The following is a 14,522-nucleotide window of genomic DNA, read 5'->3' as shown; positions in this document are numbered from 1 at the left end:
TTGCGAGATCGAACCTCCGAGCTCTTGCTCACCATGCGATCGCTCAACCAGCTGGTCCGAGATGCCACCCGTTCAACTGGTCTACAGAAGCTCGTTTCCATGTTCGACATCTGCCCAATGCTTGTTGACCGGCATACGGGCTGCCCGCTTTGCTATTTCTCCAATCTGGATCGGTCGAAAATCCCACTGATCTACGCCCACGTTCACGCTGTTCCTAGAGCCTGCCCACTGATCGTGGACGTGCCCGAACAGCTGTAGGGCGCCTCTGCGTGCGCCGTTCCAAGTGATCATCGGATAGTGGCAGAGGACGAGGCTATAGTCGCCATCCTGGATCTCGGCCATGTACTCGGTGCTGGCCCAGGGGAGCGAAATTACTGCCTCATCATCGTGGTTGCCGATGATCAGATGCTTGCGGCCGGGCAGGCTGTGAAACCAGCTCTCGAACTGTGCCGTATCATCAGCACGGCCAAAGGCGAAATCTCCCAAGATCCACAGGTCATCATCATGCGCGACACAGGCCTGGAAGTTGGCGATCAGGGCCGCGTTCATCTCCGCGGTTGAGGCGAAGGGGCGCTTGCAGAAGTAGATGATGCGGTGGTGGCCGAAGTGCAGGTCGGCCGAATACCAGTTGGCCATACCTGTGCCCTCCGTGTTCGTCGTCCCTCAGTTTAGGGACGAGATCATACGGGCGCAAATGCCTGTCAGTTCAGAGGAATTGCGGACGGCGAAACGTTCGAAATCTCAGCATATACCAGTCTTGCCCGGGCAAGATGCCAAGTAGAACCGGATATGTTCCAATCTTCGGCGAACGTCACACACAAAATGTGATGTCCGGTTAGGATTGGAATCTGACACGTTCCCAAGTAATTGATCCAGAATCTTTTTCCATTTGGCATCACAATCAACTTGGAACTTTTTCCGGGGAAGACTGGAACCTCTGCGCTATTGTGTCCCGAAGTCCTCGCAACTGTGGCTCAGATCGCAGTCTTGCCCGAATAACGCTGGCCGGGTGTGACCGTGTACCGACATGCCAGGCCGATACCATACGGCTGGCTATTATTCTGTCCAAATTCCGTAGTGTTTCGCCAAATCGACAGCTCTGGGGAAGATATAAGATACCGCAGCGGCTTCATCTGGCCATTTGCGATAATAGTTCTTTTTGCCTCTTTCGCTGAAATACGTATACCAGACGCCGTCGATCTGCTCGATCCCGTCTATCTCGCCGCCTCCAAGGCCGCCATGCGTATAGACAGAGCCGTCCTCGACGCCGTGCCGGGCCAGATACACGATCATGTCGTGCAAGGTTGATATCACTCGCTTAGCCTTTCGTTCAAATCGGTGATCGCCCTCGACAAAAAATCCGAAACATTCACCTGCTCGGAACGAATGAAATTACCGAGACTAGAGTGATAGATAAGGTCGACTGTGGTGCCCTGGAACATCAGGGTATATTTAACATCCGACCCAATATCGTAGATTTTCTCAACATCAGCATTCCAGTGTTTCTTGAAATACCGTGCGAGGGTCTCGCAATCTTCATATCTCGACAATTTTGAAACATAACAAATGGTTGCACCATTTTCTATAGCACATCTAATGCACATGAATCCGCCCCCCGATCTCTCAACGTTTTGGTGTGTCTGACGAAACGGCATAGACGTGTGAGACTGGTATTTTCGTCGCAGGTTGTATAGGCCTGCCCTCGCAACATTTTAAAAACCGAATTTTCTGCCACCCTGTCTAATGTGGAGACGCGCGTGGAAAGCGATGATTGGCTGCACCTCACAGACGGCTCTCCAGTTGCTGTGCCTGACCGCCCGAAGGCACAGGTCATGCGCCTTCCGATCACACCTTTGGACAAGCAATTCGCCGTTTTCCCCAAACGATCCGTGCCGGATGAATGTTATGATGCGCTTTTCGGGCAAGATCTCCCCGATGCGGCCTTGAACACCTATGCGGTGATTGATGCTGCGAAGATCACGGATTTGCGGGACAGTCTGGAACAAGCCGCTCTCCCACATGCCTGCCTGTTCAAGGGACAGGGGGCAGAGGAGTGGGGAGACGCGGCGCCATGGCTGGTCAAGATCACGCCCGAAGACGATCTGACACGCGCCCTGTTTACCAAGGGCGATAAGCCCTGGCAGCTTTGGGATCATCAGGCCGCGATTTTCCTGCGGACAACGGCGAGATTTGCTGATCTGCATGCGCATCTGCGCAAATTCCTGAAATTGACGGATGAAGCGGGGAAGTGGTTCTTTTTCCGCTTCTGGGAAGCTAAAGCCTTTCGATCAATCGCGGCCGCGTTAAGCGAGGATGCAGCACTCAGCCGGTTTTGGTGGCCGGAGGATGCGCATCCGATCCGCACCATGATCGCGCCGGATCGCGATGCGCTTTTGCTTTGCGCCCCCCCGAACGCACCTGACAAACAGGAAAGCCTTCGGCTTAGCACTCCGCTGCGCGCGCAAATTGACGATGCAACCGATCACCGCTTTTGCGACGAGATGGGCCAGACCCTCTTCGCCACGGCGCCCCGGCATATGCAAAGGCTTGGCGTGACAGATCCGGAGCCGGTCAAGGCGGCGTTGGCCCATGTCTTCGGCATGACCCAACATTACGGCTTCACGCGGCGGAGCGATTGCGCAAGGCTGATGTCGATGGCGCTTTTTTACGGGACATGGTTCTTATGGGACCCACGCGCGAGTGACGCCGTTGCCACAAGCCTTGCCATCCCCTCGGCGTCGTCCTTGCAATTACGGCGTCTTGATCTGGCCTTGCAAGAAACCTCTTGGCATCAGGCTGTCACATCCGACGCTGGTCTTTCGACATTACAAAGCCTTCTGGCAACAGGGGCACTTCAGGCTGATCGCCTTGATCCCCGGCAGCTTGCGCCCTTTGGCATCATCTCTCCTGGACATCTGGAGCAATTTTCCGGCCTTTGTGCCCAGCAACAGGATCAGGCCGGTTTCCGCCTGCCCGCGCAAAGGCGGGCACATCTGCTTCTTTCCTGCCTATACACGCCATGGTTTTTAAGCGATCCACTACACAGCATTTTGCAAAAGATATTCTACGCCCACACGCATGATCTGCCCGAGCAGCTTGCATGCGAGATTGAAAAGCGACTGATTTAACAGGTTTTATCCATGACCGATGCAACGCATGAATATAGCGCGGCACAGGAGGCCGCTCTCTCCCAAGGCGGCAGCACAGGCGGATGCGCCGAGTGCCATAGCGGCAATTGGATTCACGTCCGATACGAATACCCGAATGAAGGACCGGTTTCAGACGCGATTTACGTTGTCCAGAAGCCAAATAACGGAGAGCCCGGCGGAGAAATCATAGCCGAAGGCGTTCTTTCCGTGACAGAGCAGTCGCAGCACCAATTCGTCCATGTTGATCTTGGCAATTACAATGGTGAGGTCGAAGTCTTTTTCTTCGATGATCCGACAGAGCCGGAGGCCATTCAAGAACCAGCCCCTGTCACCGATGAACGCGCTTGGTACGAAAAGGCCGCGACAGCGATTGCCCAAGGGGCCAGCGATGCCGCAAGTTGGACCGGTGGCGTTTTGGCTGGCGACTTCAACGAAGAGATGTCGACGAGCCAGATCATCACCAGCGCCGTTGTCACGGCCATTCCTGTTGTCGATCAGGTGGCGGATGTGCGCGATCTGATCGCCAATGGCAAAGCACTGGTCTGGGATAGGCGGTTCAATGAAATCGCGGTGTGGGTTGGTATTTTTGCCTGCCTGATCGGGCTCGTCCCATCGCTCGGCTCTTTGGCGAAGGGGGTGATCAAGGTCATCTGGCGCAATGCGGGTGAGATTGGCCGGGTGCTTGTCTATATCAACAAGGCGTTGTTCAAGATGGGCAAAGCGCCCAATGGCTATCGGTTTGTGCGCAAACTGGCCGATGATGTGGTGGCCCAAGTTGGTTTCGTGGCCGGGAAGTTCGATGAATTCTTGGAAGTGCTGGCGGAAAAAATCGCATTGGCCCGAAATATTATGCCCGGCAAGGTCGCCGAAGCCCTCAAGACTTTGGAACTTGTGCGTGCCATGGGGGCGCAAAAGCTTGATGACGCGGCCCACGCGATCCAGAGAAAAATCTTGCAAGGGATAAGCCGCTTTTCAAGCCGCGCCTATTCCGTTCTGCCTCAACAATCCATCGTTGTCCGGCGCGCAACAGAACTCATCATCGAAATGGGGCCTTTCCCGAATTGGGAACGCCACATGGGGAGACCAGGGTTCAATAGGGCTGAGATGGAAGCTGGCGCGCGGCAAATCGATGAGGCCGCAGATGTGCGCTTCAAAGACATACAGAGAATGGCACCGCAGTGGAAGGATGAGATCGTAGCGGATCTCAACGCACATGCCGCGCGTACTGATCTGAGCGACGTGGAGCGTCAGGCTGTAAGTGATTTGCTTGCGGCAGCCAATAGCCCACGTTTTCTAGGAACCTTACGCACTTTTGGCTCTAAGCCATCATACCGTATTTTTCAGCCGGGTGACCGTGTTTATCGTGTGATCAACGACGAGAGCGGTATCGGTGGTCGATTTTGGAGTCCCGAGAAACCTCCAAAGACGGAAGCAGAATGGCGCTCACGAGATGCTGTTCTAAATGACTGGAATAACGGTGGTGCTTATGTTGTCGCAGATGTCCCGCCGCCGCCCGGCGCATTCGAGGGCGAAATTGGGCCGCAAGATCTAACCCAGGTGGGCAAGAATGGAATGATGCTGGATGGCGGCGGCACGCAGACATTCATGATTGATTCCGTGCCTGCAAACAGTATTCGTGAATATTGGTATACAGAGTGGAATGCTCCAACATCAGCTTTGCAGGCGGCTCGGAATGCCGGGAAATGGACGGAGTGCGATTTATGAATGAAGCAGTTGATATCGTTGAATTATTCAAACGTGCCGATCGGATGATGGGAGAGTATCTGGGTAAGATCTCTGAAACGCGCGAGCATATTATTGAGAAACTCCAAAAAAATGTGGAATTGCCTCACGGTGTGCGCGTGGCACTGAAGCGACCAGACGATAAAGCGTTCCTTGTCAAAGCTCATCAGGATTTAAAAGAAGACATCGAAGTTCTGACCATACACCAAAACTCTTTTAAAAGAGAATTAGGGGCAGCAACTAAAATCACGGATATTTCTCGTGCAGAAATATCTATGATGAACTGGCCAAATAATGCAGATCGCTCAATGGAATCAGTACTCGACTACGATTATCTTGAGAGTGATATTCTTCCTCCACCGCATGTATACTGGCAGACCATAGAACGCGACTATTACAAATATTTTTGCCACAAGGCCGGAAGCCCTGAGGATATTGCACAAGCCACTGAGATCCTGCGATACCTCAATACGGTTGAGAATCCTTGGCGATAGATCAAATCTCAGAAGTCGTTGCGCTTTTCCAACAAGCCGACAACATGATCGTCGATTACCTCGGCATGATGGAAAATATGCGGCAGCATCTCCGCGCGCGCATCGATCACGACACGCCGCTGCCTCCCGGCGCCATCGAGGCCCTTCATCATGGCGTCGAAAATGATATTCCGTGGTTGAGCCGTGCCTTGATTGACCTAGAGGACGATAAGCGCGTGGTTGCAGGGCATTTGACGCAGATGAGGAAGGCTCTGGCGACTGCAACGCAACCTTCTGATGTGGAATCGGCTCATATCTTGCTTGGAAATTGGGCCAATAATGCAGATCGCTCTATGGAATCGGTCATTAACCAAAACTACCAACAGAGCGATATCATGCCTCCACCGCCAAACTATTGGGCTCCCATCAGTCACCGAAGCAGTGACCTATTCAGGTATCAGTCAGGAAGTCCGCAAGATGAGGCCTTACTGAATGCCGTCCTAATTTACCTTCGAAACGTTCAAAACCCCTGGGCACGCTACGCCTCGCCATAACAGGCATCATGACCGCCGGAGGGGCTTTTCAATCTAGAGTAGGCATTATTGCATCAGCGAAACCGTCTAGATCAGCCTTCCTGAAACGCAGTGTCTTGCAGTAGTTCGTCTTGATCGTTCTGATCTTCCGTTCCGCAACCAGCCGCTTGAGCCTATCTGTACTGATCCCCAGATACTCCGCGCTTCGCTCGACGCCCCAACTGTCCGCGATCGCGCGGACGTGACGCCCGCACGCATAGAGATGGGTTCGGACTTGCTCAGACGTCTTGTCGGGATCAAGAGGCAGAAACCCGTCCACTTTCAGCACCTTGCGCACCCATCTTTCAGATCGCTTTGTCCGGACGGCGATTTTCTTGATGTGTGCACTCAACTGCGTTTCGGGGCAGGAGTACCGAGGCCGGTGGTGAAGCCCATAGTGGCCCTGGTTCTTGACGAGATCCAGCATGATCGACCGAAACTCGGCGCGCTCGGTCGCGGCAACAGCTTGCAGCGACCAACCATGAACCCAGCTCTTCGAAAGCCGGATCTTATGTTTGCCCAATGCGCGGTCGACTTCGTCGAAGATCTTGCCCTTGCCGTCTCTGGTCACCGAGAAGCCGACATCGAGAAACTCCCGCTTATGATCGCTGGTGCAGCTGTCCGGCCTGAGGGTGCCTTTCGTGATCAAGGCGCCCAATCCCAGGCACCAGCGCTCGAGGATGTCGAGTTGGGTGCCCGGGACGTTCGGCGCGGCTGACACACCCTCGGTGAACTGCTTCATCGCCGCCATTTCGAAGTCTGTCGGGGCCCTGGCGGTGACTTTGGCCTCAAGAGACGCGATCCACCCAGGCTCGAGCTTGGCACGCAGGACCTGATCGTAGCAGGTCGTGTAATCGGCATAGGGCAGCTCTACGAGCGCCGCCCCATGCAGGCTGCAGCTGGTGATGAACCGAGGGAGCCATCTCCACTGCATTGCCAGGGCATCCGGGGAGCCGCCCCCCTTCTCTACGCTTTCCAGCCAGCAGGTAGGGCAAATCGCAAGGTCGTGCTTGCGTATGGATCGCGTGAGGAAGCGTAGACCTTGGAGGTCAGTATGCTTCTCGCTCAGCTTGCATGGGCTATGCGCAATAAGATCAGACGCACGAGACCCCGTGAGGGCGGCCAAGGCATGAAGGTGCTGCGGATCGCCAGCACAGACCGCGGCTTTGCGCAGGCCCGTCGCCGTGCAGAACTCCGCCGTGGACAGGAAGGCATTGGCGAACGCATTGCGGGACAGGACTGAAAAGGCTGGCTCGGCCTCGACCGCACCCAGAGGCATCACCAACCTGGGCATGGCGAGCGACGAAGAATCCGGAATGGCTGCCCTCATTGCTCCGGGTCCTCATCCGTGGGGATGTTGGCAAAGTCTTCAGCGATGAAGGGGTTCAGTTCTGGGATGCAATCAAAGCGCTCGGCGTGCGTGATGCGGAAGTGCTCGATCTCCAAGACGTTATCGCCAGCCGAAATCGCCCCACTCAGCGCCAGGATGCAGATCTCGCATAGCTCACCAAGGGCATAGTAGGAGGCGTGCAGAAGGCGTTCCGCGAAGTCGCGCGTCTGAACGCTCGTTCCGAGCGCGACCCCCACCTTTTTTGCGTAGTGCGCCAGAACTTGTATCGCCCTTCGAGCATCGGCTCCCGGGTCAAGGTTGGTCATGTGAACGACGCTGTACCGGCGCCTGAGCTGCTGGTCCGAATTCAGGATCTCGGCGAAGCCTGGCGTGCCGATCAGGATCGGGACGACCTGTCCGCTTTGCGGCTGGACCAGGGATTTGAGCGCGTCGCGGACAGACTGACGGTCTTGGGGGCCAGCCGTTCGGACGTGCTGAATCTCATCAAGGACGATCACGCGGGTCTCGAGGCGGTCAATAAACTCGGCAACGTAGCGCCAGATATCGCCCGCAGAGTCGCGGCTTCGCGGTGTCCTGCCATATTGTTCAGAGATCAGAAGCCGCAGACGCCGAAGAGACACCCTGTCATCAAGCGACACGAAAATATGGTGGCGTGGATAGTCTCCAACCTTTGTCGGCTGCATCCCCAGAGCGCCCAAGGTCCGCAGAACGCTTCGAGTCTTGCCGGTCCCACTGCGCCCCAGGATGACGACACCACGGGCGTCAGCTGGATGCCCAACTTCTTTGGCTGCGAGAAACCCACGGAGCGCACTTTCGATCTGACGCGCAATCCGCTGCGCGTCAGGATGTTCTATGAAGACATCGCGGCGGAGCGTCTGTATCCGACGTTCCGCATCACCGATCTGAAGGTCGAGCGTCATAGGTCGTCCTCCGGCTTCCACCAATTGAGATCCTCACTGCCTTCGATAAGGCTGTGATCCACGTCGGCCTCTGGCATGCTGGTCGGCCGCTCGTCCTCAACGATATCCGGGCCACCGATCACGTAGCCGAATCCGTGCGTCGCGCGGTCCAATCCATCCAGGTCCGGCTCTTCGTTTTCAATGACCGAGAGCCCGAGAAAGAGTTCCTTCTCCAAGCGCTCCACGTCCTCTGCGGTGGTTTGTTGTGGCAGCACGCCCATGATCCGCATGGCTTCATTCGCCCGAGATCGCATTGCCTGAAGCGCATCCCATATGGTGTCGGCAGCAAGAGCCGCCTGCCCAGTGTACCGGCGTAGCAGAATCCGACCGACGGCAACCCATTCGTCGAGTTTTACCCCGTGGTAATTTTCCACGCGGCAGTCCACCTCGAGCCATTCCTTTCCAGTCCAGATGCTGATCGTGCCAAGGTCATTGGGGTCCAGATAGAGCTGGACTTTCGTGTTCTGAGGCCGGCGACGCAGCTCCTGAAGCATCCCAGAGTTGTAGGCGACCTTGAGAACCGAGATGCCTTTGGCTGTTACCTTTCGCTCCAGAGCTATCCCGAAAGCCCGGCGCCGCATGGTGGCGGGCAACTTTGGCGGAAGCCCGACTGTGCCGCCGAGACGCTCCAAGGCCGCCGCAGGCGTTTCCCCAAGGAGGCCAGTGTGAGGCGTGTTGTGATAGACGTCGACAATGTAGCGGATGAAAAGCAGCGCCAGTTGGTCGTCAGTTAGAACGGCCGTTTCCTCTGTCGGATAATCGCCGCGCTCTTTCGGGTTCGAGAAAGTCCTTCCCGGCACATAGGGCATGGCCCGGTGTGTCAGCGTCAGAAAAGATCGCTCTATTACCCCCCGCAATTGAGGCTCGCCGACGTTAGGATAGCTGTAGGAAGCGTGAGTCTCATTGACCGATCGAGTCGTCGCGCCTGCGCGGAAAGCAGATCCAGTATCGCTTTCGACGCCTTCAAATGGAAATCCTCGCCATTTGGAAGTCGCGCCTGCAGCAGCTGCCAAATCCGACTTATCTCGTGTCGACATTTCCAGCGCGCGAATGGCTGACGCTGAACTCTGTGTCGATGCAATGAGCAAACCCACGATGTATCTGGTCGCGACGTCAACAACGACGTAGAGCCATCGGCGCCCGCGCGGCAACCGGTCGATCGTCTTCTGATCGAGACCCTCTCTGATGGGCCCGTTCATGATGATCGTACGCGCATCAATTTCCCACTCATCCACCTGGAATGTCTGACCAGGACGGGTCGCCCGATTGGTCTTGCCAACACCCAGATAACGGCGCTTTGCGATCGCGCTGCCCTCACGACCGGCATCGACCTCCAGGCGATCAAAACGCTTCAGCCAGTCCCACAGCGCTGTTTTTCCACGCGTTTGTAGCAGCGGAAGCATGGCGGCCGCTCGTCGCTCGTTTTCCCGACGCAACGCGTTGATCGTGTTCTCAACGACTTCACGGCCCGTGTGGCGCTGGTTCAGCAGATACTCTCTGAGCTGTCGTTGGATGAAAAGGTAGCTGTCCTGGTCGATATCGAGCTTGGAGGCCCTTCCGCGCTTGTCGATGAGCGCATCCATGCGGCCACCGGCCTTTTTGACAGCGCGGTACCACCGCAAGATGCTTGCCGGCGATGCGTCGAAGCCAAAGCCGTTGCCACTGGAGCTGAAATACTTGGCCCCATAGATCTCATGGAACGTCTTCCACTCCTCTGCCGCATAAGCCTTGATGTGAGGGTAATGCTGTCCAACGTCATCGGGTCGAAGAAGCAATCCACCCTCCGAGCGCCTTCTGGTCAGGCCACAGACGAAAAACCACCGGTTACAGGTAAGAGTTTGGTTCTTCTGCGATAAAGTAGAGAGGCAGGTGTAGGGCTGAGGCCGAGACTTCGCTTCGTCCACACTTCGGGGAAGCTTTTCATAATCCCAATCCGGACGTTGCATGATCTCATGCATAATCTGCCAGGAAAACCTCTCGACCGCGGCCGATCCGTCATCTCGACGGAAGAACGCGTGCTGATCGTCGGCCTCCTCGAAGAAATACGGAACCGAGTTGATGTGATAGCGTGTCACCCTGTCGAAGTTCATTCTATAGGTCATTGCGGCCTCCGAACGATCGAATGGAGATTGATAGTCCCGGTGCTGATCAGTGTGAGGCGGTCCTCGAATATGGCACGAACTGCCGCGCGAAACCCTCGTGCGCCAGTCCGGCTGAGGACAATCAGATCTGCAATGGTCAATGCGCCGTCGAGCGTCGCCAAGGTTTTGCTTAAGCGGGCGTCAGCTTCCGCATCCGGGCAAAGGGTGAACCGCAGATAGGTGGCTGCGTTCACGGCTGTAGAACGCGAAAAGCATTTTTCGGTCACTAAGCGGACTTCGTCCACCAAGTCTGGCACCGCTGCACGCCTGATCTGCTCCAGCTCGGCCAGGAAACGACCGGATGCCAAACGGGACGTGGGTTTCACTGCGACCGCAACTCTGCGCCCGGTCCTGTACGTGATCACCAGGTCGAAATAGTGCGTGCCCATCGTACCATCCGGCTTGCGAAACTTCACGGGACCGAATTGCTCGTGGACATGGCTTACACACGGCGACACAAGCGTCAGCGCGAGGTGGTGATACTCCAGTTGGCTATCCAGACCATAGATCCGCGGCAAGCGCGTCTCAAGGTCGGGAAACACCGCAAAAATACGGCAGGCATTTCTGGATCTCGGGTTGATTTTGCGCTGCCCCCGATAGGGGAGCACCGGGCTATCTTCGCGGACGAGTTCCCCAAGATCATCGGGAAACGCTTCCGTTGGGCCATAGGCCCTTCGGAAGGCTTCCGGCATCCCGGAAAGGTCGCGACCGACCGGCGTGATCGGGGCGTTTAGACTGCGTTCGATTGGCATATTCATTGCAAAGCATCCCTGTTTCCGGGCCATTGGGCACCGGATTGCGAGGACACGCAGGAGCAAGCCGCTCACGCGTGCCTGTTGACTTTTCGCTGGTGTGGTGGGATGAAAGAGGTGACCAAACCTGACAATGGCTCTGCACGCTTCGCGCTGCGGGGCCTTTGTTCTTTCATCGAGATCGATGGTTTAGGTCATTGAGGCTTCTCCTTCGGGTTGGGCGAGCAGCGAAGCCAGTTCCTCGGGATCCTCGCCGAGCAGGCGCGCGATTTCAGTTATGACCGGAAGGCTCTTCCGCTGACCGCCAATGACTAGGCTGATCGTAGAAGGATTGCGCCCAAGACGGGACGCAAGCTCCTTGATCGTCAGACCTGCCTCAGTCCGCAGACGAAACTTGATGATCTCGGCCGTGCCGCGAATTTGCATGTGCGAACCCTAGGCAATTCTAATTGACGGATGCCCGAATCATGTAGGTTCGCGATTCGCAAGTCAACTGGCGGAGTGGATTATTCCTGTTTGTTTTCAATGGGATGTCTAAAGTCATTTTGACATTTAACATGTCGACAGGGTGAACGCAGAATTTGTTTGGCCGATCCGCTACATTCGATGAAAAATCGAGCACCACCGACCAAGCGTGACCTTGATCGCTTCATGTCGAGAAGGTGGTCGTGGACATTCGCGCTGTTATCGCTCAGCCCGCCATGCTGCGCGTAGGCCATGATGCCACCTAGCTGATCGGGAGACCTGGTCGTCCGGCTCCACAAACGGGGCAACGGCGCTGGAAAATATCAGACCCGTTTGCCCCGTACCGATGTTCGCAGCTTTGGCACCTCAAGATATAGGTGACCTGATTGTGGTCGTTTCCGGGCAGGCCGGTGTGCGTCACGACCTCCTGAAGGTTGCGATTTATGAAGCCAGGCTCTGTCGTTTTATTCCCAGAAGCGGTGCGTTTCTTCCGTGGTGCGCTCTTGGTCTTCTGTGGCGGCCAAGATGCTCCTAAGATCCATCCCTCCACCAATCCGGTAGCCGCAATCGGCTCAGGCTCCGGAGCCGTCAGCGCATTAATGATCTCCCCGCGCTGATCAGCCTCCTGTAGCCAGCGTGCAATCGCATAGGCATCATGCTGGTCCGAGGTTCGATCACCCTTGGAGTAAGCGGAACTCCAAAGCCTCGGGTAGGTCTCGGCGATCACTGACGTGCCCGCAGCCGGGGTCCATCCATCGAAGGGCCAGAAGTGTAACTCAGGGCGCGCAGCCCGGATGTGCTTCAGCCAAGGAATGCCAGCATGGGTCGACTTGGCGACAGAGCCCTGCACATCGAAGTGGAACACCGATTTGGCCGAACCGGTCGCTTCTTCCGTCAGTCGGCGCCAGCGCCGTTCACCTGTCCTGGCGCCACCATTACCGACATTCCCGTGCCGCACGAAATCGACATAGGTGTGAGGTTGATCGGTGGGCCAATGCCGGCAGAAATCGTCAAGGAAGGTTGGCCAATCCGGCTCCAATCCATGGCGTTCGAAGTAGCGCATTGGGAAAGAGAAAGCGTGATCAATGACGACGATCGTCGGACGAGCACCATCAAGCTCTTGCTTTAGCCACTCCGCCAGCCCTCTTCTGGTCCAGTATTTCTTGGGACCCGGCGGCGGCAAGACTTCGCACGCCTCACTGTCGCCAAAGGTTTCATAGACCCTCAAGCCCTTCAGGCTGGCCTCGGCGGTCTCAGCGCCCGAATAATCAATACCAATTGTGCGGGCGAACATGCGGTGGCTTTGCGTCATTGAAAACTGGCCTGGAAGTTGGTGGCGGTAAGTGTGACATGCGCGTCAAGCGGCGGCCTCAGCTCAAAGGCCTGAGGGGCGCGTGCGAAATCGTAGAGACGGAACAGATACCAGTCGTCGCGGCGCTCGACGGCGACCTCCAGCTCGTTCCGTGAGATATGAAATGGTGTGCGCTCCCATCCATTGGTCGTCTTTATCTCGATCAGACGTTCGCGCCCCTCCGGGGTAAAGCTCGCGATATCATAGCCCGCGCCGTCGCCATCCTCCTGTGAGACCCAGCGAACACGCCGGGCCAGGTCGTCCCGATCATGCTGTTTGAGCATCTGGCGCTCGTGAAGGAAAACACGCTCTTCGCCCGCATGCCCCAAGGCCCGATTGCGCTCGTCGCGTCCTGCAACATCAAAGTGCCGCGCGACCCGCTGCATCTGCTCTAGTTCTTCGGGTGGCGGTGCATTTCGAAGCGTAGGTGCTGTCCCCACGAAGAGAGAGGGTGGCTCTGCCAGCGCGGCGGTTTCCTTACGGTGAAGGGCGAGTTCCCACTCGGGATGACGCGCCAACCAACGCGAGGCAGCCTCTGCGAGCGACATCTGGAAATTGAACCGCGGCCGGTAGCCCTTGATGATCGGCAGGCCTAGCCCGACAAAGGCGGCTGATACATTGCAGAGCTTGAACTCGATTGAGCCGCGGCTCCGCCCTGTCTGCTCTTGCAGTGCACGGTTCTGCGCCGCCTTGTTATAGCTTCGTCCCGAGAGCTCATCACTGAGCATCTCGAAATAAGATGCCACGACTGCATCGTTCTCTATGTCGGACCAATCAGAGGAATTCATGTGGCCAGGTTAGGCTGTGCCAGAGGGATTGTCATTGGTAATCCCTGCAGCCGTGAGTGTGACTGATCGAATGATGGCCAAAGCTTCACGTAACATTGGAGGACTGCGACCGATCTTCGCTTAGCCCTATCGGATTTCAAACAGGCGGCAAATCGGAGGTCGGCACTATGGCTGATGCGACCGCTACGCGGCAGGAAGCAGACGCGGCATGCGGGGGCGCTGCTCGCGTGGTGACCAACGCACCCGGCCCTCTCTGGACATTCGTCGATCTGTGGAGCGCTGCATTGTAGCTCTCCCAATGTGGACATTGGTTTTCACTTGCTCCCCGTAGAGACCACGTTCCTTAGCTCGCAATGTTCAGGGGAGCAGGTGACCCTCCGTGAAGACCGCGCAACAGACAGCTTCACCAAAACAGATTCCGGCGAGTTCGATAGAGCGAAAGACGTCACTCTGGGATTCTTGGGGCGCTCCAGCGAGCAACGATCACGTCGCCAATTTTGCCAGCGCGTGCTTCGATGCTCTTTTCCGTCCAGTCATCGGCCTTCGCAACCATGCGGTTTAATGCAAGCAGGGAATCGGCCAGTTTCTCACGCTTCTTCTCCCATCCGGCATTACCCAAGCTGGACCTGTCGCGTATTTGTGCCGCCCCCAGTGCTCGTTTAAGCCCCTTGGCGTTCGAAGGCCAAGGGGCTTTTGCCTCCCAATGCTGAGTGCCGACGGCGCGGGTTATAGAAGCCGTTGATGTATTGGAAGATGGCGGTTTCGGCCTGGCGTCGGG

The 14,522-nt window shown here is 56.5% G+C and carries 15 protein-coding genes; 4 read left to right on the top strand and 11 right to left on the bottom strand.

The genetic code is table 11. From position 1 onward, the window contains the following. Positions 1–81: 81 nt before the first annotated feature. Entirely contained in the window at positions 82–636 is a 555-nt protein-coding gene (locus BFP70_RS12150; protein WP_066011886.1) for a metallophosphoesterase, read from the bottom strand. 420 nt (positions 637–1,056) lie between these two features. Continuing rightward, a complete protein-coding gene (locus BFP70_RS12145; protein WP_141693185.1) occupies positions 1,057–1,293 on the bottom strand; it encodes a hypothetical protein in 237 nt (78 codons plus the stop codon). Between the two features lie 452 nt (positions 1,294–1,745). Between BFP70_RS12145 and BFP70_RS12135 the strand changes: the two genes are divergently transcribed. The 4 genes from BFP70_RS12135 to BFP70_RS12120 are packed head-to-tail and all read left to right on the top strand — an operon-like array spanning position 1,746 to position 5,919. Further along, positions 1,746–3,128 carry a DUF4123 domain-containing protein gene (locus BFP70_RS12135; RefSeq protein ID WP_176715559.1) on the top strand — a complete coding sequence of 461 codons (1,383 nt, stop codon included), beginning with the start codon at positions 1,746–1,748 and terminating at the stop codon, positions 3,126–3,128. A gap of 12 nt (positions 3,129–3,140) precedes the next feature. Continuing rightward, positions 3,141–4,874 carry a hypothetical protein gene (locus BFP70_RS12130; protein WP_141693184.1) on the top strand — a complete coding sequence of 578 codons (1,734 nt, stop codon included), beginning with the start codon at positions 3,141–3,143 and terminating at the stop codon, positions 4,872–4,874. Further along, positions 4,871–5,386: a hypothetical protein gene (locus tag BFP70_RS12125; protein ID WP_066011876.1), complete on the top strand. Its 516-nt coding sequence runs from the start codon at positions 4,871–4,873 to the stop codon at positions 5,384–5,386. The genes BFP70_RS12130 and BFP70_RS12125 overlap by 4 nt, the downstream gene beginning before the upstream one ends. After that, entirely contained in the window at positions 5,377–5,919 is a 543-nt protein-coding gene (locus BFP70_RS12120) for a hypothetical protein (protein ID WP_066011874.1), read from the top strand. The genes BFP70_RS12125 and BFP70_RS12120 overlap by 10 nt, the downstream gene beginning before the upstream one ends. A 28-nt stretch (positions 5,920–5,947) precedes the next feature. On the opposite strand, the gene BFP70_RS12115 is transcribed toward BFP70_RS12120, so the two are convergent. From BFP70_RS12115 to BFP70_RS21060, 9 genes are all read right to left on the bottom strand, one after another. Continuing rightward, on the bottom strand, positions 5,948–7,267 hold the full coding sequence (locus tag BFP70_RS12115) for a TniQ family protein (protein WP_066011872.1): 1,320 nt from the start codon (positions 7,265–7,267) through the stop codon (positions 5,948–5,950). Then, positions 7,264–8,208: a TniB family NTP-binding protein gene (locus tag BFP70_RS12110; RefSeq protein ID WP_066011870.1), complete on the bottom strand. Its 945-nt coding sequence runs from the start codon at positions 8,206–8,208 to the stop codon at positions 7,264–7,266. The genes BFP70_RS12115 and BFP70_RS12110 overlap by 4 nt, the downstream gene beginning before the upstream one ends. After that, a complete protein-coding gene (locus BFP70_RS12105) occupies positions 8,205–10,349 on the bottom strand; it encodes a Mu transposase C-terminal domain-containing protein (protein WP_066011868.1) in 2,145 nt (714 codons plus the stop codon). Before BFP70_RS12105 ends, BFP70_RS12110 begins: the two co-directional genes overlap by 4 nt. Further along, positions 10,346–11,146 carry a hypothetical protein gene (locus tag BFP70_RS12100; RefSeq protein WP_066011866.1) on the bottom strand — a complete coding sequence of 267 codons (801 nt, stop codon included), beginning with the start codon at positions 11,144–11,146 and terminating at the stop codon, positions 10,346–10,348. Before BFP70_RS12100 ends, BFP70_RS12105 begins: the two co-directional genes overlap by 4 nt. A gap of 183 nt (positions 11,147–11,329) precedes the next feature. Then, positions 11,330–11,566, bottom strand: coding sequence for a helix-turn-helix domain-containing protein (locus BFP70_RS12095; protein ID WP_066011864.1), 237 nt, complete (start codon positions 11,564–11,566; stop codon positions 11,330–11,332). A 301-nt stretch (positions 11,567–11,867) separates the two neighbouring features. Further along, complete coding sequence (locus BFP70_RS21255) at positions 11,868–12,899, bottom strand: hypothetical protein (RefSeq protein ID WP_218059679.1); 1,032 nt, start codon at positions 12,897–12,899, stop codon at positions 11,868–11,870. Between the two features lie 14 nt (positions 12,900–12,913). Then, positions 12,914–13,744, bottom strand: coding sequence for a DUF3883 domain-containing protein (locus BFP70_RS12085; RefSeq protein WP_066011860.1), 831 nt, complete (start codon positions 13,742–13,744; stop codon positions 12,914–12,916). A 445-nt stretch (positions 13,745–14,189) separates the two neighbouring features. Next, positions 14,190–14,363, bottom strand: coding sequence for a DUF1524 domain-containing protein (locus BFP70_RS21065; protein WP_176715558.1), 174 nt, complete (start codon positions 14,361–14,363; stop codon positions 14,190–14,192). 40 nt (positions 14,364–14,403) lie between these two features. After that, positions 14,404–14,522: IS3 family transposase (locus tag BFP70_RS21060; RefSeq protein ID WP_218059680.1), on the bottom strand; the 119-nt coding region annotated here is incomplete at its 5' end.

The organism is Thioclava sp. SK-1, from assembly GCF_001705665.1.
Classification (GTDB): Bacteria; Pseudomonadota; Alphaproteobacteria; order Rhodobacterales; family Rhodobacteraceae; genus Thioclava.
The sequence above is the reverse complement of the archived record's forward strand: the minus strand, read 5'-3'. Positions and strand labels throughout refer to the sequence as shown.

Excerpts from the sequence above, each read along its gene's own strand:
- BFP70_RS12150 (WP_066011886.1), bottom strand. The coding sequence starts at position 636 with ATGGCCAACTGGTATTCGGCCGACCTGCACTTCGGCCACCACCGCATC.
- BFP70_RS12145 (WP_141693185.1), bottom strand. The coding sequence starts at position 1,293 with ATGATCGTGTATCTGGCCCGGCACGGCGTCGAGGACGGCTCTGTCTAT.
- BFP70_RS12130 (WP_141693184.1), top strand. The coding sequence starts at position 3,141 with ATGACCGATGCAACGCATGAATATAGCGCGGCACAGGAGGCCGCTCTC.
- BFP70_RS12125 (WP_066011876.1), top strand. The coding sequence starts at position 4,871 with ATGAATGAAGCAGTTGATATCGTTGAATTATTCAAACGTGCCGATCGG.
- BFP70_RS12115 (WP_066011872.1), bottom strand. The coding sequence starts at position 7,267 with ATGAGGGCAGCCATTCCGGATTCTTCGTCGCTCGCCATGCCCAGGTTG.
- BFP70_RS12110 (WP_066011870.1), bottom strand. The coding sequence starts at position 8,208 with ATGACGCTCGACCTTCAGATCGGTGATGCGGAACGTCGGATACAGACG.
- BFP70_RS12105 (WP_066011868.1), bottom strand. The coding sequence starts at position 10,349 with ATGACCTATAGAATGAACTTCGACAGGGTGACACGCTATCACATCAAC.
- BFP70_RS12100 (WP_066011866.1), bottom strand. The coding sequence starts at position 11,146 with ATGAATATGCCAATCGAACGCAGTCTAAACGCCCCGATCACGCCGGTC.
- BFP70_RS12095 (WP_066011864.1), bottom strand. The coding sequence starts at position 11,566 with ATGCAAATTCGCGGCACGGCCGAGATCATCAAGTTTCGTCTGCGGACT.
- BFP70_RS21255 (WP_218059679.1), bottom strand. The coding sequence starts at position 12,899 with ATGTTCGCCCGCACAATTGGTATTGATTATTCGGGCGCTGAGACCGCC.
- BFP70_RS12085 (WP_066011860.1), bottom strand. The coding sequence starts at position 13,744 with ATGAATTCCTCTGATTGGTCCGACATAGAGAACGATGCAGTCGTGGCA.